This window comes from Paraburkholderia fungorum (assembly GCF_046026025.1).
Classification (GTDB): Bacteria; Pseudomonadota; Gammaproteobacteria; order Burkholderiales; family Burkholderiaceae; genus Paraburkholderia; species Paraburkholderia fungorum_E.
The window spans coordinates 28,527-44,454 of the sequence record NZ_JAQQFL010000047.1 but is presented as its reverse complement, the minus strand read 5'-3'; the positions used below and the strand labels follow the sequence as shown (position 1 = coordinate 44,454).

Sequence of the window (15,928 nt, the reverse complement as noted above, 5' to 3'; positions counted from 1 at the left end):
TATCGAGGATGATCACGACATCGCGCCGGTGTCGGCGATTCCGGCACTTTTGGGCACGACGCGGCGACGCAACTAGTCGACCACCCCTTGTTCCACTTCGAGCGTGCGGTTCACCGCGTCGACGATCGCGTCCACCGTAATACCGAACTCTTCGTACAACGTCTCAGCCGGAGCCGACTCGCCAAAGTGCGACAACCCGATCACAGCGCCACTCAGACCAACGTACTTCCGCCAGAAATCGCCGGCCGCCGCTTCAATGGCCACGCGCCGGATCTTGGGCGGCAAAACGGAAAGCTGGTACGCAAGCGGTTGGCTATCGAAGATCGTGGTTGACGGCATCGACACGACCCTTGCGGCAATCCCTTGATCGGCGAGCGCCGTCTGCGCTTTGAGCGCGAGTTCAACCTCGGAACCCGTCGCAATCAGAATGATGTCCGCCGGTCCGCCAACGGCCTCCGAGAGCACATAACCGCCCTGCCGGATTTGTGCCTTCGCCTGCGCGGTACGGGAAAGCGGCGGCAGATTCTGGCGCGAAAGCAGCAGCGCAGTCGGAGCATCAGTTGTTTCCAATGCCGCCGCCCACGCATATGCCGTTTCGACCGCGTCTGCCGGACGCCACACGTTCATGCCCGGAATCTGGCGCAGCATTGCCGCGTGCTCGATCGGCTGATGGGTAGGCCCGTCCTCGCCGAGACCAATCGAATCGTGGGTGAAAACGTAAATACATTGCAGATGCATCAACGCCGCCATACGAAGCGCATTCTTCGCGTAGTCGGAAAACACCAGGAAGGTCCCGCCATACGGAAGGAAACCACCATGGAGCGCAGCGCCATTCATGATCGCGACCATGCCGAACTCGCGAACGCCGTAGTGGATATAGTTTCCAGGCCCGTTCGCGCTGTCGGGCATGAGCGCGCGCGAAGCCGGCACCATGGTGAGATTCGACGGCGCCAGGTCTGCCGAACCGCCCAGAAGTTCGGGCAATCGACCAACCAGCAACTCCAGGCATTTCTGCGACGCCTTGCGAGTCGCCATCTTCTGCTCGAACCAGTCACCGCCCGCCAGCAGGCTTTCGATCGCCTCGGCGGATCGTTCGCGGCGGCTGCCGTGCATGCGGGACTCGAAGTCGCCGGCCTTTTCAGGAAAGCGGGTGCGATAGGCTTCGAACAACGTGCGCCAGACCATGTTGCTCTCACGGCCCGCCGCTCGCGCATCCCATGCGTCGCGAACCGGCCCGGGAATATCGAACGGCGCGTGATGCCAGCCAAGATGCTCCCGCGTGGCCGCGATTTCAGCGGCGCCAAGTGGAGCGCCATGCACGTCGTGCGTGCCGGCCCGATTCGGCGAACCATGTCCGATCACCGTCTTGCAGCAGATCAACGTCGGCCGGTCACGTTCCGCTCGCCCTGCCTCGATCGCCCGCTCGATCGACAGCGGATCATGTCCGTCGACACCCTCGACGACATGCCAGCCGTACGCACGGAAGCGCATCGGGGTCTGGTCGGTGAACCAGCCCTCGACATGGCCATCTATCGAAATGCCGTTGTCGTCATAAAACGCAATCAGTTTGCCGAGCTGCCAGGTGCCGGCGAGCGAGCACGCCTCATGCGAGACGCCTTCCATGAGGCAGCCGTCGCCGAGGAACACATAGGTGTGGTGATCGACAATGTCGAAACCCGGTTCGTTGAATTCGGCGGCCAACAGCCGTTCAGCCAACGCCATGCCGACGGCATTGGCAAGACCCTGTCCTAACGGACCGGTAGTCGTCTCGACCCCTGGCGTCAGACCACGTTCCGGGTGCCCGGGCGTAATCGACTGCCACTTCCGGAAACCCTTCAGATCGTCTATCGACAGACCGTAGCCGCTCAGATGCAACGCGGCATAGAGCAACATCGACCCGTGACCGTTTGACAGCACGAAGCGATCCCGGTTGACCCAATCCGGACTTGCCGGATCATGCTTCAGGTACTTGCGCCACAGTACTTCGGCGATATCAGCCATTCCCATCGGCATGCCGGGGTGTCCAGAATTGGCAGCCTGGACGGCGTCGATGGCTAGAAACCGAACTGCGTTGGCAAGTTCTGTCCGGGTCGGATTAGCATGATCCATGAATCACCACTGTTTCGTATACCTAAATTAATATATTGAAGCCCCGCGCGTTTTTCTCGACGAGGCTCCGGCATCCAGTCTTCGAGTACTGTTACGACCTCAGGCGGCAGGCACCGCCGTACTATCCAGCAGATGCGTGATCGATTCACCCATGCTGCGCAGGATCAGAAAGCAGGAACATGCGCCGGCGTCCAGGACACCAATCGAACGGTCGCCCAAACGGGCTGCCCGTCCGATACGGGCGCGCAGCTCGCGGGTCGAATTCATCCCGGCTTCCGCGGCAACCACCATCGCATCGATGCACGCCCGGAAGCTCTTGCCCTCTTCCAACGCCACCCCATACGCCATCCGCGCGGGAGCAAGCGTGTCGATCAGCGTCTTGTCGCCGACCTTCGCATCGCCGATCTCCTGGACAGAATCGATACCGGCAACGAGCGCCTGATAGAAAAGGGATTTGTCGAGTTCGGCGTGGTCCGCGAACGTGTCGCTCATGCTGAGAAAGAACGTCCCGTAGAGCGGTCCCATTGAACCGCCGATGCCGTCCATGAGTGCCGAGGACAGATCAGCCAAGGCCACCTGGAGCGACGGTGCCGATCCGCGTGCCGCAAGATGCTCCCCGCACTGCGTGAAGCCCTTGCTCATGTTGATGCCATGGTCGCCATCACCAATCGCGCCGTCGACTTCGCTCAGATACTGGCGATTCGCATTGATGGTTCGAACCAGATCGACGACCACACCGCCGGCGTCGGCCAATTTAACGATTTCAATCATCGTGCGTCTCCCACATTGAGTCCGATGCTTTGACATGGATGCGCGAGGCACGCGCTCAGTTCGTCGTCGAGTTTCGTCAACGTCAGCGTAACCCCCATCATTTCCAGGGACGTAAACAGATTGCCGACGAACGAGAACTGGATGTCGATTCCCGCTTCACGCAGATACTCGGCAACCTCTCCGTACAGGATGTATTGCTCCATCACCGGCGTCGCGCCGAGACCCGATAACAGCACCGATACCCTGTCGCCTCTGGCAAAAGGCAGATCCGGCAACAGCCTGTCGAGCATCAGCCTCGCCATGTCTCTCGCGGGAACGGTAGGCTGGACCAGGATTCCGGGTTCGCCATGATGGCCGATGCCGACCTCCATTTCACCATCCTTAATGACGAAGTTCGCCTTGCCGACCGCGGGGATCGTACAGGCGGACAGGCCGACGCCGATCGAGCGCGTCGAGTCCACCGCTTTGCGCGCACTGGCGATCACTTCATCGAGCGTGGCACCCTGAGCGGCCCGTGCACCCCCAACCTTCCACATCACGATTTCACCGGCAACGCCGCGTCGTTTTTCGATCTCGTCTTTCGGCGCCGATGCGGCATCGTCGTTTGCGACGACCGTGCGCACGCGAATACCTTCGCGCTCGGCCAGCTTGATTGCCATCTTTACGTTCATATTGTCGCCTGCGTAGTTGCCGTAAAGGCACGCTACGCCCGCGCCGCTATCGGCCGCCTTGAACGCTTCAAAGAATGATTTCGCAGTCGGCGACGAAAAGATTTCGCCGATGGCCACCGCGTCCACCAGGTTGCGCCCGACATAGCCGATAAAAGCCGGTTCGTGTCCTGATCCCCCTCCAGTCACAATACCCACGCGGTCCTTCTGGCGAGCATGGGCATGCGAGACAACGCGAGGATTCTCCGGTGCGGCGCGCAGCTCCGGGTGTGCCGCGAGGACGCCGCGGAGCATGTCCTCGACAACGAGATCAGGATTGTTAATGACGCGATTCATACCGTTCCTTTACATCTTGAGTATTGTTACTGGGCGGTGTAGCCGCCATCAATCACGATATTCTCGCCGTTGACCATCGCGGCGGCATCGCTGACCAGAAACAGAATCAACGCGGCGATTTCGTCGGGGCGTGCGAATCGCCCTGCGGGAATTTTAGCCTTCATCGCTTCGCCCACCGCACCCGCCCAGGCTTTCCTGCCCAGTTCGGTATCCACGACCGTGGGCGAAACGGCGTTGACCGTAATGCCATGCTTTGCCCATTCGAGCGCGAGCACCTTGGTCATGCCGACAATTGCCGCCTTGCTCGCGCAGTACGCCACATGGCGCTCCAGTGCGACGACACTCGCCTGAGAAGCCAGATTCACAATCCGGCCGGGACCACCACGGCCCAACATCTGCTTGCCGACGGCCTGCGCCAGGAGAAACGGGGCTTTGAGGTTGATTGTCATCGTCCTGTCCCAGGCTTCCTCGGACAGTGCTTCCGCGTTCTCAAGCAGAGCGACGCCGGCATTGTTGACCAGGATGTCGACGGGACCTAACGTCTCGGTCACGCGCCGCACCAGGGCATCCGATATCCCGGCGACCGTGATATCCGCCGCGATACCCAGGTGCCTCTCCGGGCCGCCAGGAAGCGTCCGGGCCACGGCCTCGACGGCCGGGTTGATATCGAGCAGCGCAACGCGCGCACCCGCGGCAGCAAGGCACTCGGCAACGGCAAACCCGATACCGCTTGCCGCACCGGTCACGACCGCGACGCGGTCCGTGATATCAAAAGAGGTCGTTGAATTGACCGACATCGCTCCACTCCTTGATTAATTACTCTTGGGAATCTTGTTGAGAATGTCCTGGGCGTTGGCCGGCGTGACCTGCGTCCAAGGCACCGCGTAGGACTTCGCCGTACCGTCGTCCCAAGGCATCTTCGCGCCGTATCCCGCCCAGACGTCCGAGCGCGGTTTGTAAGACGAACCGATGACCGTACGCAGTGCAACGTCCAGTGCGCCTTGCGCCTGCGCCTGCGAGTCCTGGAAGAAGGTCGTCATTTCGCCGCGCTTGACTGCGGCGATACCGTCGACAATTCCGTCAATACCGGCAACCGGAACTTTCTTCGGATCGATAGCCTTCGATTTCAGCGCCTGGATTGCGCCGAGCGCCATGTCATCGTTCTCCGCAATGATGCCGCTGATCTGCCCCGGATGCGCGGTCAGCCAATTCTCGACCAGTGCCAGCGACTCGGCACGCGACCAGTTCGCCGTCTTGTGCTCGAGCACCTTCACGTCCGGATTTTTTGACAGCACGTCCTGAATACCCTTCGAACGATCGATCTGCGCGGACTGGCCGATCGGCCCCTCGAGGATGACCACATTGCCCTTACCGCCGATCGCCTTGACGATCGCCCCGGCTTCCATTTGTCCTGCAATCACGTCGTTACTACCAACATAGGACGTGAGTTTGTCGCCGGACACCAGGGTATTCGATCCAATGACCGGAATGTGCGCCGCGGCGGCTTTGGCCACGGCGGCAGCACCCGCTGCCTTGTCGATCGGCACGAAAATGATCGCGTCGTATTTCTGCGTGATCATCGTGTCGAACTGATTGCTCTGGGTGAGCGCGTCATAGTTGCCGTCGAATACCGTGAGCTGCACCGTACCGTCCTTGACCGCGGGCTGAGCCTTAAGTGCGTTGGTCCACATCTGCATGAACTCACCCTTGAGCCCATACACCGCTGCGCCAATACGGATGGGTTTGGCCGCCTGCGCGACAGTGCAGGTGAGGCCCATCACTGCGCAGGCCAGCAAGGTTTTTTTCCACGAAATCATCGAAGTCTCCTGAATAGTTCCGGAATGTTTCTTTTGAGATTGACGTTATTGCTTCTTGCGCGAAGCATCGAGCAGGACGGCACCGACGATAATGACGCCCTTTACAACTTGCTGGTAATACGACGACACGCCCAGCAAATTCAGTCCGTTGTTGATGACGCCGATCAGCAGCGCGCCGACCACCGTGCCGCCGAGCGAGCCCGTGCCGCCCGAAAGACTCGTGCCGCCGATCACTACGGCCGCGATGGCATCGAGTTCATAGGACACGCCGGCCTGCGGCAACGCCGATGTCGTGCGCGCGGCGAGGATGATCCCGGCAAGACCCGCCAGCAGGCCGCCGATCACGTAGACGGAAAAGAGGATCTTCCCCGTCGAAATACCGCTTGTTTTGGCGCTCTTTGCGTTGCCGCCCACTGCATAAACGTAGCGGCCGTAAGTCGTATAGCGCAGGACAAACCAGAACAGCACAACGACGAGAGCGAAAACGATGATCGGCACCGGTATCCCGGCAATCGCGCCCGTGCCGATGGTCAGGTATCCGTCCGGCAGATCGGTCACCGGCATGCCATCGTTGTAGATATAGGTCAGCCCTCGCGCCGCGCTCAGCATGCCGAGCGTCGCAACAAAAGGAGGAATGGAGAGCCGGGCAACGAGCAAACCGTTGATCGCACCGATGGCAGCGCCTACGGCAAGCCCCGCCGCCAGTCCAATTGCCGCGCCGTGCGGATGCGGACCCGTCACGAGACTGGCGCTTATGATGCCGGCGAGAGCGAGCGTGGACCCGACCGACAGGTCAATGCCCGCCGTGAGCACGACATACGTCATCCCGACGGCCAGAATGCCGTTGATCGACGTTTGTCGCAGGATGTCCGCGATGTTGCCCAGCGTCAGAAAGTACTGATTGGCAAAAGACAACACGACGCACAGGACGATGAGCACGGCGACGATGCCGTAGCGCCGGTAGATATCGCGCATATGGGCGGAACGGCTTTGGCTCGCCGGGACTTTCAGGGAAGTGGTATGAGTATTCATGATGCGAGGTGCAAAAGATCTTCCTGAGTAGTGGTATGGCCGTCGATCACGGTGACCAACTGCCCCGACTTGAAAATGGCGATGCGGTCGCTGACATCCAGAATCTCCTGTGCCTCGGAAGACACCACCATGGCGGCGCCGCCTTTCGACACGAAGTCGTCGAGCAGCTTGTAGACCTCGCGCTTGGCACCCTCATCGATACCACGGGTCGGTTCGTCGCACAGCAGGCACGTGGGCTCGGTTGAAAGACAACGCGCGAGCACGACCTTCTGCTGGTTCCCCCCACTCATCGACGAGACCGGCAGCGACACCGAACTGGTCTTGATCCGCATGCGATCGACCATCGTGTCGACGAGGGCCTTCACTTTCCGGCGGTTGATCAGCGACAGGCGCGACAGGCGGTCGTAGGCGGAGAACGAGATGTTGTCGCGCACGGACGCCGACAGCACGAGTCCCGTCTCCTTGCGATCCTCCGTCACAAGCGACAGGCCGGCCTGGATGGCCTTGGCGGGGCGGCCAACCGGCAATGCGCGGCCCTTGAGCCTGACTTGACCGCTATCGGGACGGGTCAGCCCGTACATGCAGTTGAGGTATTCACTGCGGCCCGCGCCCATGAGCCCGTAGATGCCAAGGATTTCTCCCTCGTGAACCGTGAGCGAGATATCGTTGAATTCCGACTCCCGGGAAAGACCCGTCGACTCCAGTACGGGCTCGCCCACGGCCCTGCGAACCTTCTCGGCGGAATGCAGCTTGCGCCCGACGATCGTGCTCACCAGATAGGAGCGGTCGATGTCGGCGATACGGCCGCTGTCCACATACCGTCCGTCGCGAAAGACCGTGTAGTCGTCCGCGATCTGGAATATTTCCGAGAGCCGGTGGCTGACATAGATGATCCCGGTCCCCTGCGCCGTCAGGTTACGGATCGCGTTGAACAGCACTTCGGTTTCGCGCTCGCCGATCGCTGAAGTCGGCTCGTCCATGATCATCACGTCGCAGTCGCGGCTGAATGCCTTGGCGATCTCAACCAACTGGATCTGCGCGAGACTCAGCGACGACATGCGTGCGCGGGCATCGACCGGGAAAGCAAGGCGGTCCAGGAGTTCCTGCGCCTGTCTCACGAGCGCCCCGAATCTGACCAGCACACCGGCCCTGCGGGGTTCGCGGCCGAGATACAGGTTCTCGGCAACGGTCATGCCGGGAATCGGCGAAAGCTCCTGCGTAATGATCGCGATGCGATTGTCGAGTGCTTCGGCCGGCGTCTGGAAATTGACGCTTTGTCCCTTGAACAGGATTTCTCCGGCATCGCGCTGGGTGATACCCATGACGATGCCAAGGAAGGTCGACTTTCCGGCACCGTTCCCGCCGCACAGCGCATGGACACTTCCGCGCCGCAGCTTCAACCGGCCGTCCTCTAACGCCCTGACACCATTGAATGCCTTTTGTACTCCGCTGGCATCCACAAGAAGGTCGTCCACTTTGTCTCCTAACATTTGCTCGCTATTGAACATTTGAGCATCTGAGTCACATCGTAGATTCGCGTCCATCACCTGTCAATTACTGGAACCATGTGGTTTACCCCTAATATCACCCTATTTACCAATCTGCTGCAACGCGGCAGTAACAGCCAGCTGAACAAGGACTTGCCAATACCGGCCAGCATAAAAAACTCATGATCATGGCCTTGACTTTCATGTGCACACGAATGAGAATTTGATCATCGACGAACATTTGATCAATCGTACATTGAACAATCCCGGACAACGGAGTTAAATATGAAGCTGGCAATCGGATGCGATGAAGCCGCATTTGACCTGAAGGAACTGATCAAGCAACATTTGACTGGCAAGGGGCTGGACGTCACTGACTTCGGAACCTACGAGGCGGAACCTGTTCACTACCCAAACATCGCGTTCGCCGTAGCGGAGAAGGTTGCGCAAGGCGAATTCGATCGGGCCGTGCTGCTGTGCGGAACTGGCATCGGCATGGCGATCGCCGCCAACAAGGTGCATGGCATTCGCGCTGCGCAATGTCACGACACCTACTCGGCGGAGCGGGCGAGCAAGAGCAACGACGCGCAAATCATTACAATTGGCGCTCGCGTCGTCGGTCCCGAACTCGCGAAAGCGATTGTTGATACATGGCTTGGTGCGAGCTTCGATGGCGGACGCTCCGTCCCGAAGGTGAACCGCATCAAGGAATACGAGGATGACCACCAGTTACCCCGCAACAACAAGCCTGCTTGAACTGGCTGCCCCGGTCATCAGTCGATTACCCACCGGCTCCGCGGCAAGCCACGTAATATCCAGCCGAATGGGAAAGAGACAAATCATATGACCACCGACGAACTGACTCGTCTGGCAACGCTTTACTACGTCGACGGACTCACGCAGGAAGATCTGTCAAAGCAGTTTTCGCTTTCCCGAGCCAAGATAGGCCGTCTTCTGAAGCGTGCGCAGGAAGAAGGCATCGTTGAAATTCGCGTCAGGCACCATCCACGTGATACACGAGACCTCGAACGTGAGTTGATCGAGCGGTTTGGGATCGAAAAAGCGATCGTGTCCGTCAACCACAAGGACCAGGACAAGCAGCGCGAACTGCTTGCCGGTCTGGTCGCCAGCCATCTGGATCGCATTCTCACCAACGACATGATCGTTGCCGTGGGTATCGGCCGTAATATCAACGCGATCTCAGAGCATGCGATCTCGTCGACGCAACGCTCTCCGACCTTCGTCTGCGCCATTGGCGGCTTCTACCGGGGCGGCGAGATCATGAATGCCGACCACATCAGCCGCCGGCTTGCCGCCCGCTTTGGGGGTGGCAGCGAAACACTTTACGCGCCGGCTCTCGTGGGCGATCCTGCCGTCCGCGAGGGCCTGCTGCACAACGATGCGGTCAAACCCACGCTTGACAAGGCACGTAGAGCCCACATCGCGCTGGTTGGGGTCGGCGACATCAATGAAGACAGCATCATGGTTCGCAACGGCTGGTTTTCGCCGGACGAGATCGCCGAACTCCGCAAGTGCGGGGCAGTTGGAGACCTGATGGGCTACCACTTCATCGATATTGCCGGCCGCCCCGTTGTCACTCCCGTGCGCGACCGGGTCATTGGTCTGAGCATGGAAGACCTGAAACGCATTCCGAACGTTATTGCGGTCGCCAGCGAAAACACCAAGACAACCGCGGTCCTGGGCGCGTTGCGTGCAGGGGCAATCACCACGCTCGCAACGACGGAAGCCATTGCTCAATCGATTGTCAGCCTGGAAGACGCCACTCGCAATCCGCTTTCTCCGCAACAGTCGGAGCTGGCGACCCGGTAAACATCGGGCCGTCTGCATGGTACGCATGCGCGTGGCGTGCAAGCTCGAACGGCGTCCGCACACACGGTCCGGACGGCCTACTTCCCGACCTGCTCGAGAACCGTAAGCTTGCCGCCCCGCATTCCAACCATCTGCATCATGACGTGGGAATGATTGTGCTCGTCCATCGCAAAGGTGCCGCCAAGCATGGACGGCATCTGTGTCGAGCGCAGCGCCTGCTGCACCGCGACAGGGTCGTCCGAATTCGCACGACGGATTGCGTCGACGACCAGTTCCGTCGCCTCGAACGCGAAAACCGAACGCTGGGTCGGAGCAAGCCCGTATTTCTCTCGATAAGCAGCCACGAACTCCCCCACGCCGGACCCGGGTGCCACGGGTGTAAATACTGAAATCCCCGCGGCCTGATCAAGCCCGCCAGCCGCTACGAACCGGGGCGACAAGTTCGCAATCGCCGCCGTGAAATCGACGCGGCCCGTTACTGGAATGCCTCCGCCGGTTTGCTCGTAGGCACGGAAAAATGCCCCGCTAGACGCGCCAAGAAGGGTAACGATTCGATCCGGTTGCAGCGCCTTCAATCGCTCGACGGAGGAAGCCAGGTCCGTGGTTCCCTTTGCAACGGTTTCGCTCGCCAAGGTCTCGATGTGTGCGGCCGTCGCAGCCTTTTCCATCGCCACTGCGTTGGCGTGGTTGAAGTCGTTGTCATCTGCCAGGATGACAATACGCTTGACGTTCCGGGCCTTCAGCCACTGCATCATCGCAGTCGCCACATCGCCGTCGGATGGACTGGTTTTAAAAACGTAGTCGTAGCCCCCGGAGCCGGCGGCGTCGACGAATTCCTGGCCAGCCGAAATGTCGATTACAAGCGGTACCTTCGCTTCATTCGCTACAGGCATCACAGCTCGCGTGACCGGCGTCGCCAGCGCGCCCAGCAGCACGGAAACGTGCTGCTGTCCGATGAGTCGCTTCGCCGCCGCAAACCCTGTTGCCGGATCGGCGGCGTTGTCGGCATAAAACGCCTCGACCGGTCTGCCGAGCACGCCGCCCGATGCGTTGATGCGCTGCAATGCCAACTCGACACCGTATTGCTCGCTCTTTCCGCGATCGGCATTCGGGCCGCTCAGGATGGTTGTGACGCCGATGCGAACAGGGTCCGCGGCGAATGCCGGGCTAACGGCAATCGCCAATCCTGTTGCCAACAACACTGACATCAATTTCATACACGATTCCTTTGCTGATGGCTTAACTGGCGATCACAGCCAAACTGCCTGTGGAAACCCCTGCTACCGCAACAGAAGGCAAGCGTCGCGTTATGCGCGCACGTCGACTACCACTTTGCCGAAATGCCGCCCGCTCGCGAGATATTCATAGGCGGACGGAGCCGCATCGAACGGGAAGACTTTGTCGACGGCAGGATTGATCTGGTTGACCTCGGCGAAACGGACGAGCTGCTCGAGCATCGCGCGACTACCCGCCGTAATACCGACGAGGCGCTTTGCTCCACCGATGAGCGCGCCGGGTTCGATCGAGACACCCCCGCCGCCGCTGACCCGGCCGATCACGACAATCGTCCCACCGGGTCCCGCGGCCTTCAGCGAGCGCGCCAATGTGCCCTCGCCTCCGACCTCGACAACAACATCAACGCCGGCCCCCTCCGTGAGCTGCAAGACCTCGTCCTGCCATTCCGGGCTGTTCCGATAGTTGATGGTCGCATTCGCGCCCAGCGAGCGTGCACGTTCAAGTTTTTCGTCCTGGGACGATGTCACGATCGTGAAGACGCCAGCAGCTCTCGCAAGCTGTAGCGCCCAGAGCGAGACACCGCCGGTTCCCAGCAGCAGCACGCTGCCGCCCGGTTTGACCGCACCCGCGACGAACAACGCATTCCATGCCGTCACGCCGGCGCAAGGCAACGTTGCCGCCATGATGGGATCAAGACTGCGCGGCGCCAGCACGAAAGCCTCCTCGCTTGCCACGACTTCTTCGGCAAGCGTGCCGTCGAACTGGGCCCCGAAGGACACGGCTGTCTTGCCAGGGGACAGTGCACCGTCAATCCATCGCGGGTAGTAGCTTGTGATGACACGATCACCCACCTTGAAACGCGTGACCGCCTCCCCAACGGCGATGACCTCCCCGCATCCATCGACGAGCGGGACGATCGGATAGCTCGGCGGGTTATAGAACTGGCCCCGCGCGAAACTGAGGTCGCGATGGTTGAGCGCGGCAGCGTCTACGCGCATCCTGATTTCGTAGGCTCCGGGGCCCCGGCTTGGGCGCTCGACACGCTCAAGTCCGCCAAGGCCAGCACCCGCCTGGATTTGATAAGCCTTCATTACACCTCCCGGTAGACAGCACGGCGCAGTGCCATTGGAAAATTCCCGGTCATGCCTGCGACTGCCGTGTTCGTCAACGCAACGACAGAAATGCCGGCAGCGGGGTCCACCCAGAAGTTCGTGCCGTACACGCCGGACCAGTTCCAGGCGCCGGCGCTCACTGGCGATTTCGCCGCAGCCGGATCCCTGAGCACGGCCACGCCGAGTCCCCAGCCGAAGCCTAGGCCGGCTGCGCCGACCGGCAGATCGCCGATCGCATTGGACGTCATTGCCGCCATGGTCTCCGGGCGGATGATGCCCGCACCACCTGAGCGGATCGCTTCGGCAAAGCGGAGGTAATCTTCCGCCGTGCCTACCATGCCGACTCCACCAGATGGAAAGGCCTTCGAATCGAATGCCCGGGCGGGCGAATACACGATGGCGCTTTGTCCGAACGCGAGCGAAAAGGGATAGGTCATGCGGATGGGCTGAGGCGACGCATCGCCATACGGCGTCGCCAGCACGGTATCGGCTGAAGCAACGAAGCGGATGCTGGAGATGCCCAGCGGATCCGTCACGATGCGTTGGACCGCATCAGGCAATGTCGTGCCGGTTACGCGCTCGATGACGGCGCCGAGCACGTCGATGGCGACGGAATAGTGCCACGCCGTACCAGGCTCAAAAAGCAGTGGTGCCGCTGCAATTCGCCGAAGGTTCTCCTTCAGCGTCAGCCCGGAATGGTCGAGTCCGTCGGACACGCCCAACTGGTGATAGGGACCACCCTCAGCCTCGAGGAACCCATAAGTCAGCCCCGCCGTATGCGTGAGCAGATGGCGCACCGTGATGACGGGCTCGCGGCCATCGGGCAGCTTCGGCCGGAAGTCGGGAAGCCACTGGGTCACGGGATCTTCCAGACCGAGCCGGCCACCATCAATGAGTGCCAGCGCCGTCACGCAGACAATCGGTTTTGTCATCGACGCGAGGCGGTAGACCTCGTTTTCAGTCATTGCCCGGCGGGCTTCGCGGTCGGCAAAACCAGCCGCGCGGCGGTAGACGATCTCTCCGTCTTTTGCGGCAATCACGGTCGCGCCTACGATATGCCCACTGTTGACCGCGTCGAGAATGACGGCGTCCAGCGCCTTCGTCCGATTCCATCGGGGCTGAATGGCCGGCGCAGATGGCGTCGCCTCGGAAACCGGACTTGTCAACGCGGCCGCGAGGCCGCCGACCGTGGCGGCGACACAGAATTCACGGCGCGATACCTTTCGAACCGCGACTGGTCGCCGGGATGTGGATGCTTTCATTGCTGCCTGCCCTCGCCGCTCACGCGGCCTCTAACAAGATATGGAGAGTAATGTACAGTTTCACCTATGAGGCGATAATATGTTGAATTGTCGATTGAGTTTTTCACCGTAGTGAGAAATAGCAGCGCTCGACCGTTTTGCCGGAATGCAGGCGTTCTCCCGTGCTGCTACCGCTCGAAGCCTCTCAGCGGCTGCCCGGCAACCCGGCCGGTCGCCCACAGGTTTGCAGAGCGCGCGATGCGCCATGATCGACGGCAGAAAACCTGCATCGTCAAGCAACATTTTGGATTGCTGAAGAATTGTGTTTTAGTGGACACGCATCGGAAACCTCAATCAGGTGGAGCTCTTCTGTGCGCGGGTCATCGCATCTTGCCCTCTGACGCCGAATACCCAACCAGTGGTGTATTCGGTTTTTCCCGATAATGAGAAGTGAGCCGCGCGTTGCCCTTCGTTCTCCGAGAAACCGGACACGGCACCGCCAGATTCTTCTGCTACAGAGCCTCGATCCGGCTCTTTATGGACTGTGCCGACGGCACATAGCCGAATGCTGAGCGGCGACGACTCCAATAACAGAATACTTCGACGCCAGTGCTGAGCAGCTAAAGTCTTTTCGACCCTCGCCGTTATAGAACCGGCCAGAACGGGTACCTTATGAGCACCCGCAAACTCCTTTACGCCAAATTTCGGATACCTCTACACATGACAACTGTGTCTTCACTGATTCCGGCAAACCTCTCACCAGGCTCGCCATCCTTGAATAGCCTCGGATCGACTGTATTGGCGAGCAAACTTGTCACGGAAGAAACGACTGCACCACCAGAATCATCGACAATCGTCACCATTAGTCAGGCAGATGCGACAAATCCGTTGCCGGAGTACTCCGCATCGCGCACGAACGAATCTACGGCGCGCACCTTGACCCTGGCGAACAACGCGAACGACGCGATAACAACAGCAATGGCGGGTGATGTGCTATCCGCATCGCTGACCAACAACAAATTCTACGGGCTGGGAAGTGCACTACTTGATCGCTTCAAAACCACGGGCGATGACTTTTCGCAATCGGTTCAGATAGCGTCGGCAAACCCGGTGAGCTCAATCGGGCAGACGGTACAGGGCAGTCAAGCAGATATCAGGCTTACGATCCAGACAAAGAGCGGCGTGAAAGTCGACATAACCTTGCACAGTCAGGATGGCGGCCTGACCGTTGGCGTAAAAAGCAACGGCAAGCTCACGGATGTAGAACGTAGTGCGCTTGCAAAACTCTCAGGTTCGTTTCAGGATGTAATCGACGGACTGAGTGCTATCCCCCCGCGCCTTAATCTGAGCGGGCTGACGCAGTTTGACCCATCGGTTCTATCGTCGGTGGATCTCCAGTCCAGTGTGCCCGTCAAAGGACAACCACTACAATCGATCGACTTCCACGCGGACAGTGCGGCAAGAGCCGTGAGCGTAAACGGCCCGACCGGTGCAATGAAAATCAACGTGGACATGAGTAACTCTGCGATCTGGGGCAACCAGGCGCAACGTACCGGGGCCATCAACCAGTATCTAAGTCAATTTGACAAAACAAGCTCACGGGGTCACGGCGACGCATCGCTCATGGCGATGTTCAAAGACGCATTTTCACAAATGAATAGCGACTACGGTGTTCCGTCGCAACAGATTCCAGGAACAACTTACGCGACCTCTCTGGGCGAGGCGGACCACGCCATGTTGACAGGGCTCGCCGATTTCAATGCTTCCATTACCCAGGCGCCTGCGGCAACAAATCCAATGCGCCTGAATGAACAAGACACTTTTTCTTATCAGGTTTCCCAACACACCAACATAAAAGGAAGCGAACTGTACGGGACTATTTCACAAAATCAGCAATCTCACCTGGCAGCCAGTTATCACATGTCATTGTCTGCAGGCGCGCCTCTCGCATTGAACTCAATGCGGAACTCGCAAAATTACTACTACACTCAAATCAATGACGCATCCGCAAGCGCAACGTACATTGCAAACCGTAACGGAAAACTTATCGATGCTTCTTTTAACCAAAAGGCCGATCAATCGACGCGCCAGTCGAAATACGTGATGGGTAGCCTTGTCTCGGACACTATGACACCCTCCGAGACGTCACAATCAAAGGATTTGCTTGCACTGCTCAAGCCCTCTTTAGAGAGTGGCAAACCCAAGTCACAAGGGGATATCTATTCGTGGCAGCAAACATTGTCAGACGTACACAATCTGGTTCTTCCGCAGCCAGGTTCTTCGGCATAG

At 59.7% G+C, this 15,928-nt stretch carries 13 protein-coding genes; 3 read left to right on the top strand and 10 right to left on the bottom strand.

The window, feature by feature from the left end; all coding sequences use genetic code 11:
- Positions 1 to 72 precede the first annotated feature (72 nt).
- The 7 genes from tkt to PQR67_RS34755 form a co-directional block, all read right to left on the bottom strand.
- A complete protein-coding gene (gene tkt / locus PQR67_RS34785; RefSeq protein WP_408467328.1) occupies positions 73 to 2,109 on the bottom strand; it encodes a transketolase in 2,037 nt (678 codons plus the stop codon).
- Between the two features lie 99 nt (positions 2,110 to 2,208).
- Positions 2,209 to 2,880, bottom strand: coding sequence for a dihydroxyacetone kinase subunit DhaL (dhaL, locus tag PQR67_RS34780; protein WP_408467327.1), 672 nt, complete (start codon positions 2,878 to 2,880; stop codon positions 2,209 to 2,211).
- On the bottom strand, positions 2,877 to 3,884 hold the full coding sequence (locus PQR67_RS34775; protein ID WP_408467326.1) for a dihydroxyacetone kinase subunit DhaK: 1,008 nt from the start codon (positions 3,882 to 3,884) through the stop codon (positions 2,877 to 2,879). The genes dhaL and PQR67_RS34775 overlap by 4 nt, the downstream gene beginning before the upstream one ends.
- Before the next feature lie 26 nt (positions 3,885 to 3,910).
- Entirely contained in the window at positions 3,911 to 4,681 is a 771-nt protein-coding gene (locus tag PQR67_RS34770) for a GolD/DthD family dehydrogenase (protein ID WP_408467325.1), read from the bottom strand.
- Positions 4,682 to 4,696: 15 nt separating this feature from the next.
- Complete coding sequence (locus PQR67_RS34765) at positions 4,697 to 5,701, bottom strand: substrate-binding domain-containing protein (protein ID WP_408467324.1); 1,005 nt, start codon at positions 5,699 to 5,701, stop codon at positions 4,697 to 4,699.
- Positions 5,702 to 5,746: 45 nt separating this feature from the next.
- A complete protein-coding gene (locus tag PQR67_RS34760; RefSeq protein WP_408467323.1) occupies positions 5,747 to 6,733 on the bottom strand; it encodes an ABC transporter permease in 987 nt (328 codons plus the stop codon).
- Positions 6,730 to 8,208, bottom strand: coding sequence for a sugar ABC transporter ATP-binding protein (locus tag PQR67_RS34755; RefSeq protein WP_408467322.1), 1,479 nt, complete (start codon positions 8,206 to 8,208; stop codon positions 6,730 to 6,732). The genes PQR67_RS34760 and PQR67_RS34755 overlap by 4 nt, the downstream gene beginning before the upstream one ends.
- A gap of 297 nt (positions 8,209 to 8,505) precedes the next feature.
- On the opposite strand from PQR67_RS34755, the gene rpiB reads away from it, so the two are divergent.
- Positions 8,506 to 8,976, top strand: a complete 471-nt coding sequence (rpiB, locus tag PQR67_RS34750; RefSeq protein ID WP_054042378.1) for a ribose 5-phosphate isomerase B — start codon at positions 8,506 to 8,508, stop codon at positions 8,974 to 8,976.
- 87 nt (positions 8,977 to 9,063) lie between these two features.
- Positions 9,064 to 10,050, top strand: coding sequence for a sugar-binding transcriptional regulator (locus PQR67_RS34745; RefSeq protein WP_211623401.1), 987 nt, complete (start codon positions 9,064 to 9,066; stop codon positions 10,048 to 10,050).
- A gap of 77 nt (positions 10,051 to 10,127) precedes the next feature.
- Here PQR67_RS34745 and PQR67_RS34740 read toward each other — a convergent pair whose 3' ends face one another.
- The 3 genes from PQR67_RS34740 to PQR67_RS34730 all read right to left on the bottom strand — a co-directional run bounded on the left by PQR67_RS34740 (position 10,128) and on the right by PQR67_RS34730 (position 13,660).
- On the bottom strand, positions 10,128 to 11,267 hold the full coding sequence (locus PQR67_RS34740; RefSeq protein ID WP_408467321.1) for an ABC transporter substrate-binding protein: 1,140 nt from the start codon (positions 11,265 to 11,267) through the stop codon (positions 10,128 to 10,130).
- A gap of 90 nt (positions 11,268 to 11,357) precedes the next feature.
- On the bottom strand, positions 11,358 to 12,377 hold the full coding sequence (locus PQR67_RS34735) for a zinc-dependent alcohol dehydrogenase family protein (protein WP_408467320.1): 1,020 nt from the start codon (positions 12,375 to 12,377) through the stop codon (positions 11,358 to 11,360).
- Complete coding sequence (locus tag PQR67_RS34730) at positions 12,377 to 13,660, bottom strand: serine hydrolase domain-containing protein (RefSeq protein ID WP_408467319.1); 1,284 nt, start codon at positions 13,658 to 13,660, stop codon at positions 12,377 to 12,379. Before PQR67_RS34730 ends, PQR67_RS34735 begins: the two co-directional genes overlap by 1 nt.
- Positions 13,661 to 14,359: 699 nt before the next feature.
- On the opposite strand from PQR67_RS34730, the gene PQR67_RS34725 reads away from it, so the two are divergent.
- Positions 14,360 to 15,928 carry a hypothetical protein gene (locus tag PQR67_RS34725; RefSeq protein WP_408467318.1) on the top strand — a complete coding sequence of 523 codons (1,569 nt, stop codon included), beginning with the start codon at positions 14,360 to 14,362 and terminating at the stop codon, positions 15,926 to 15,928.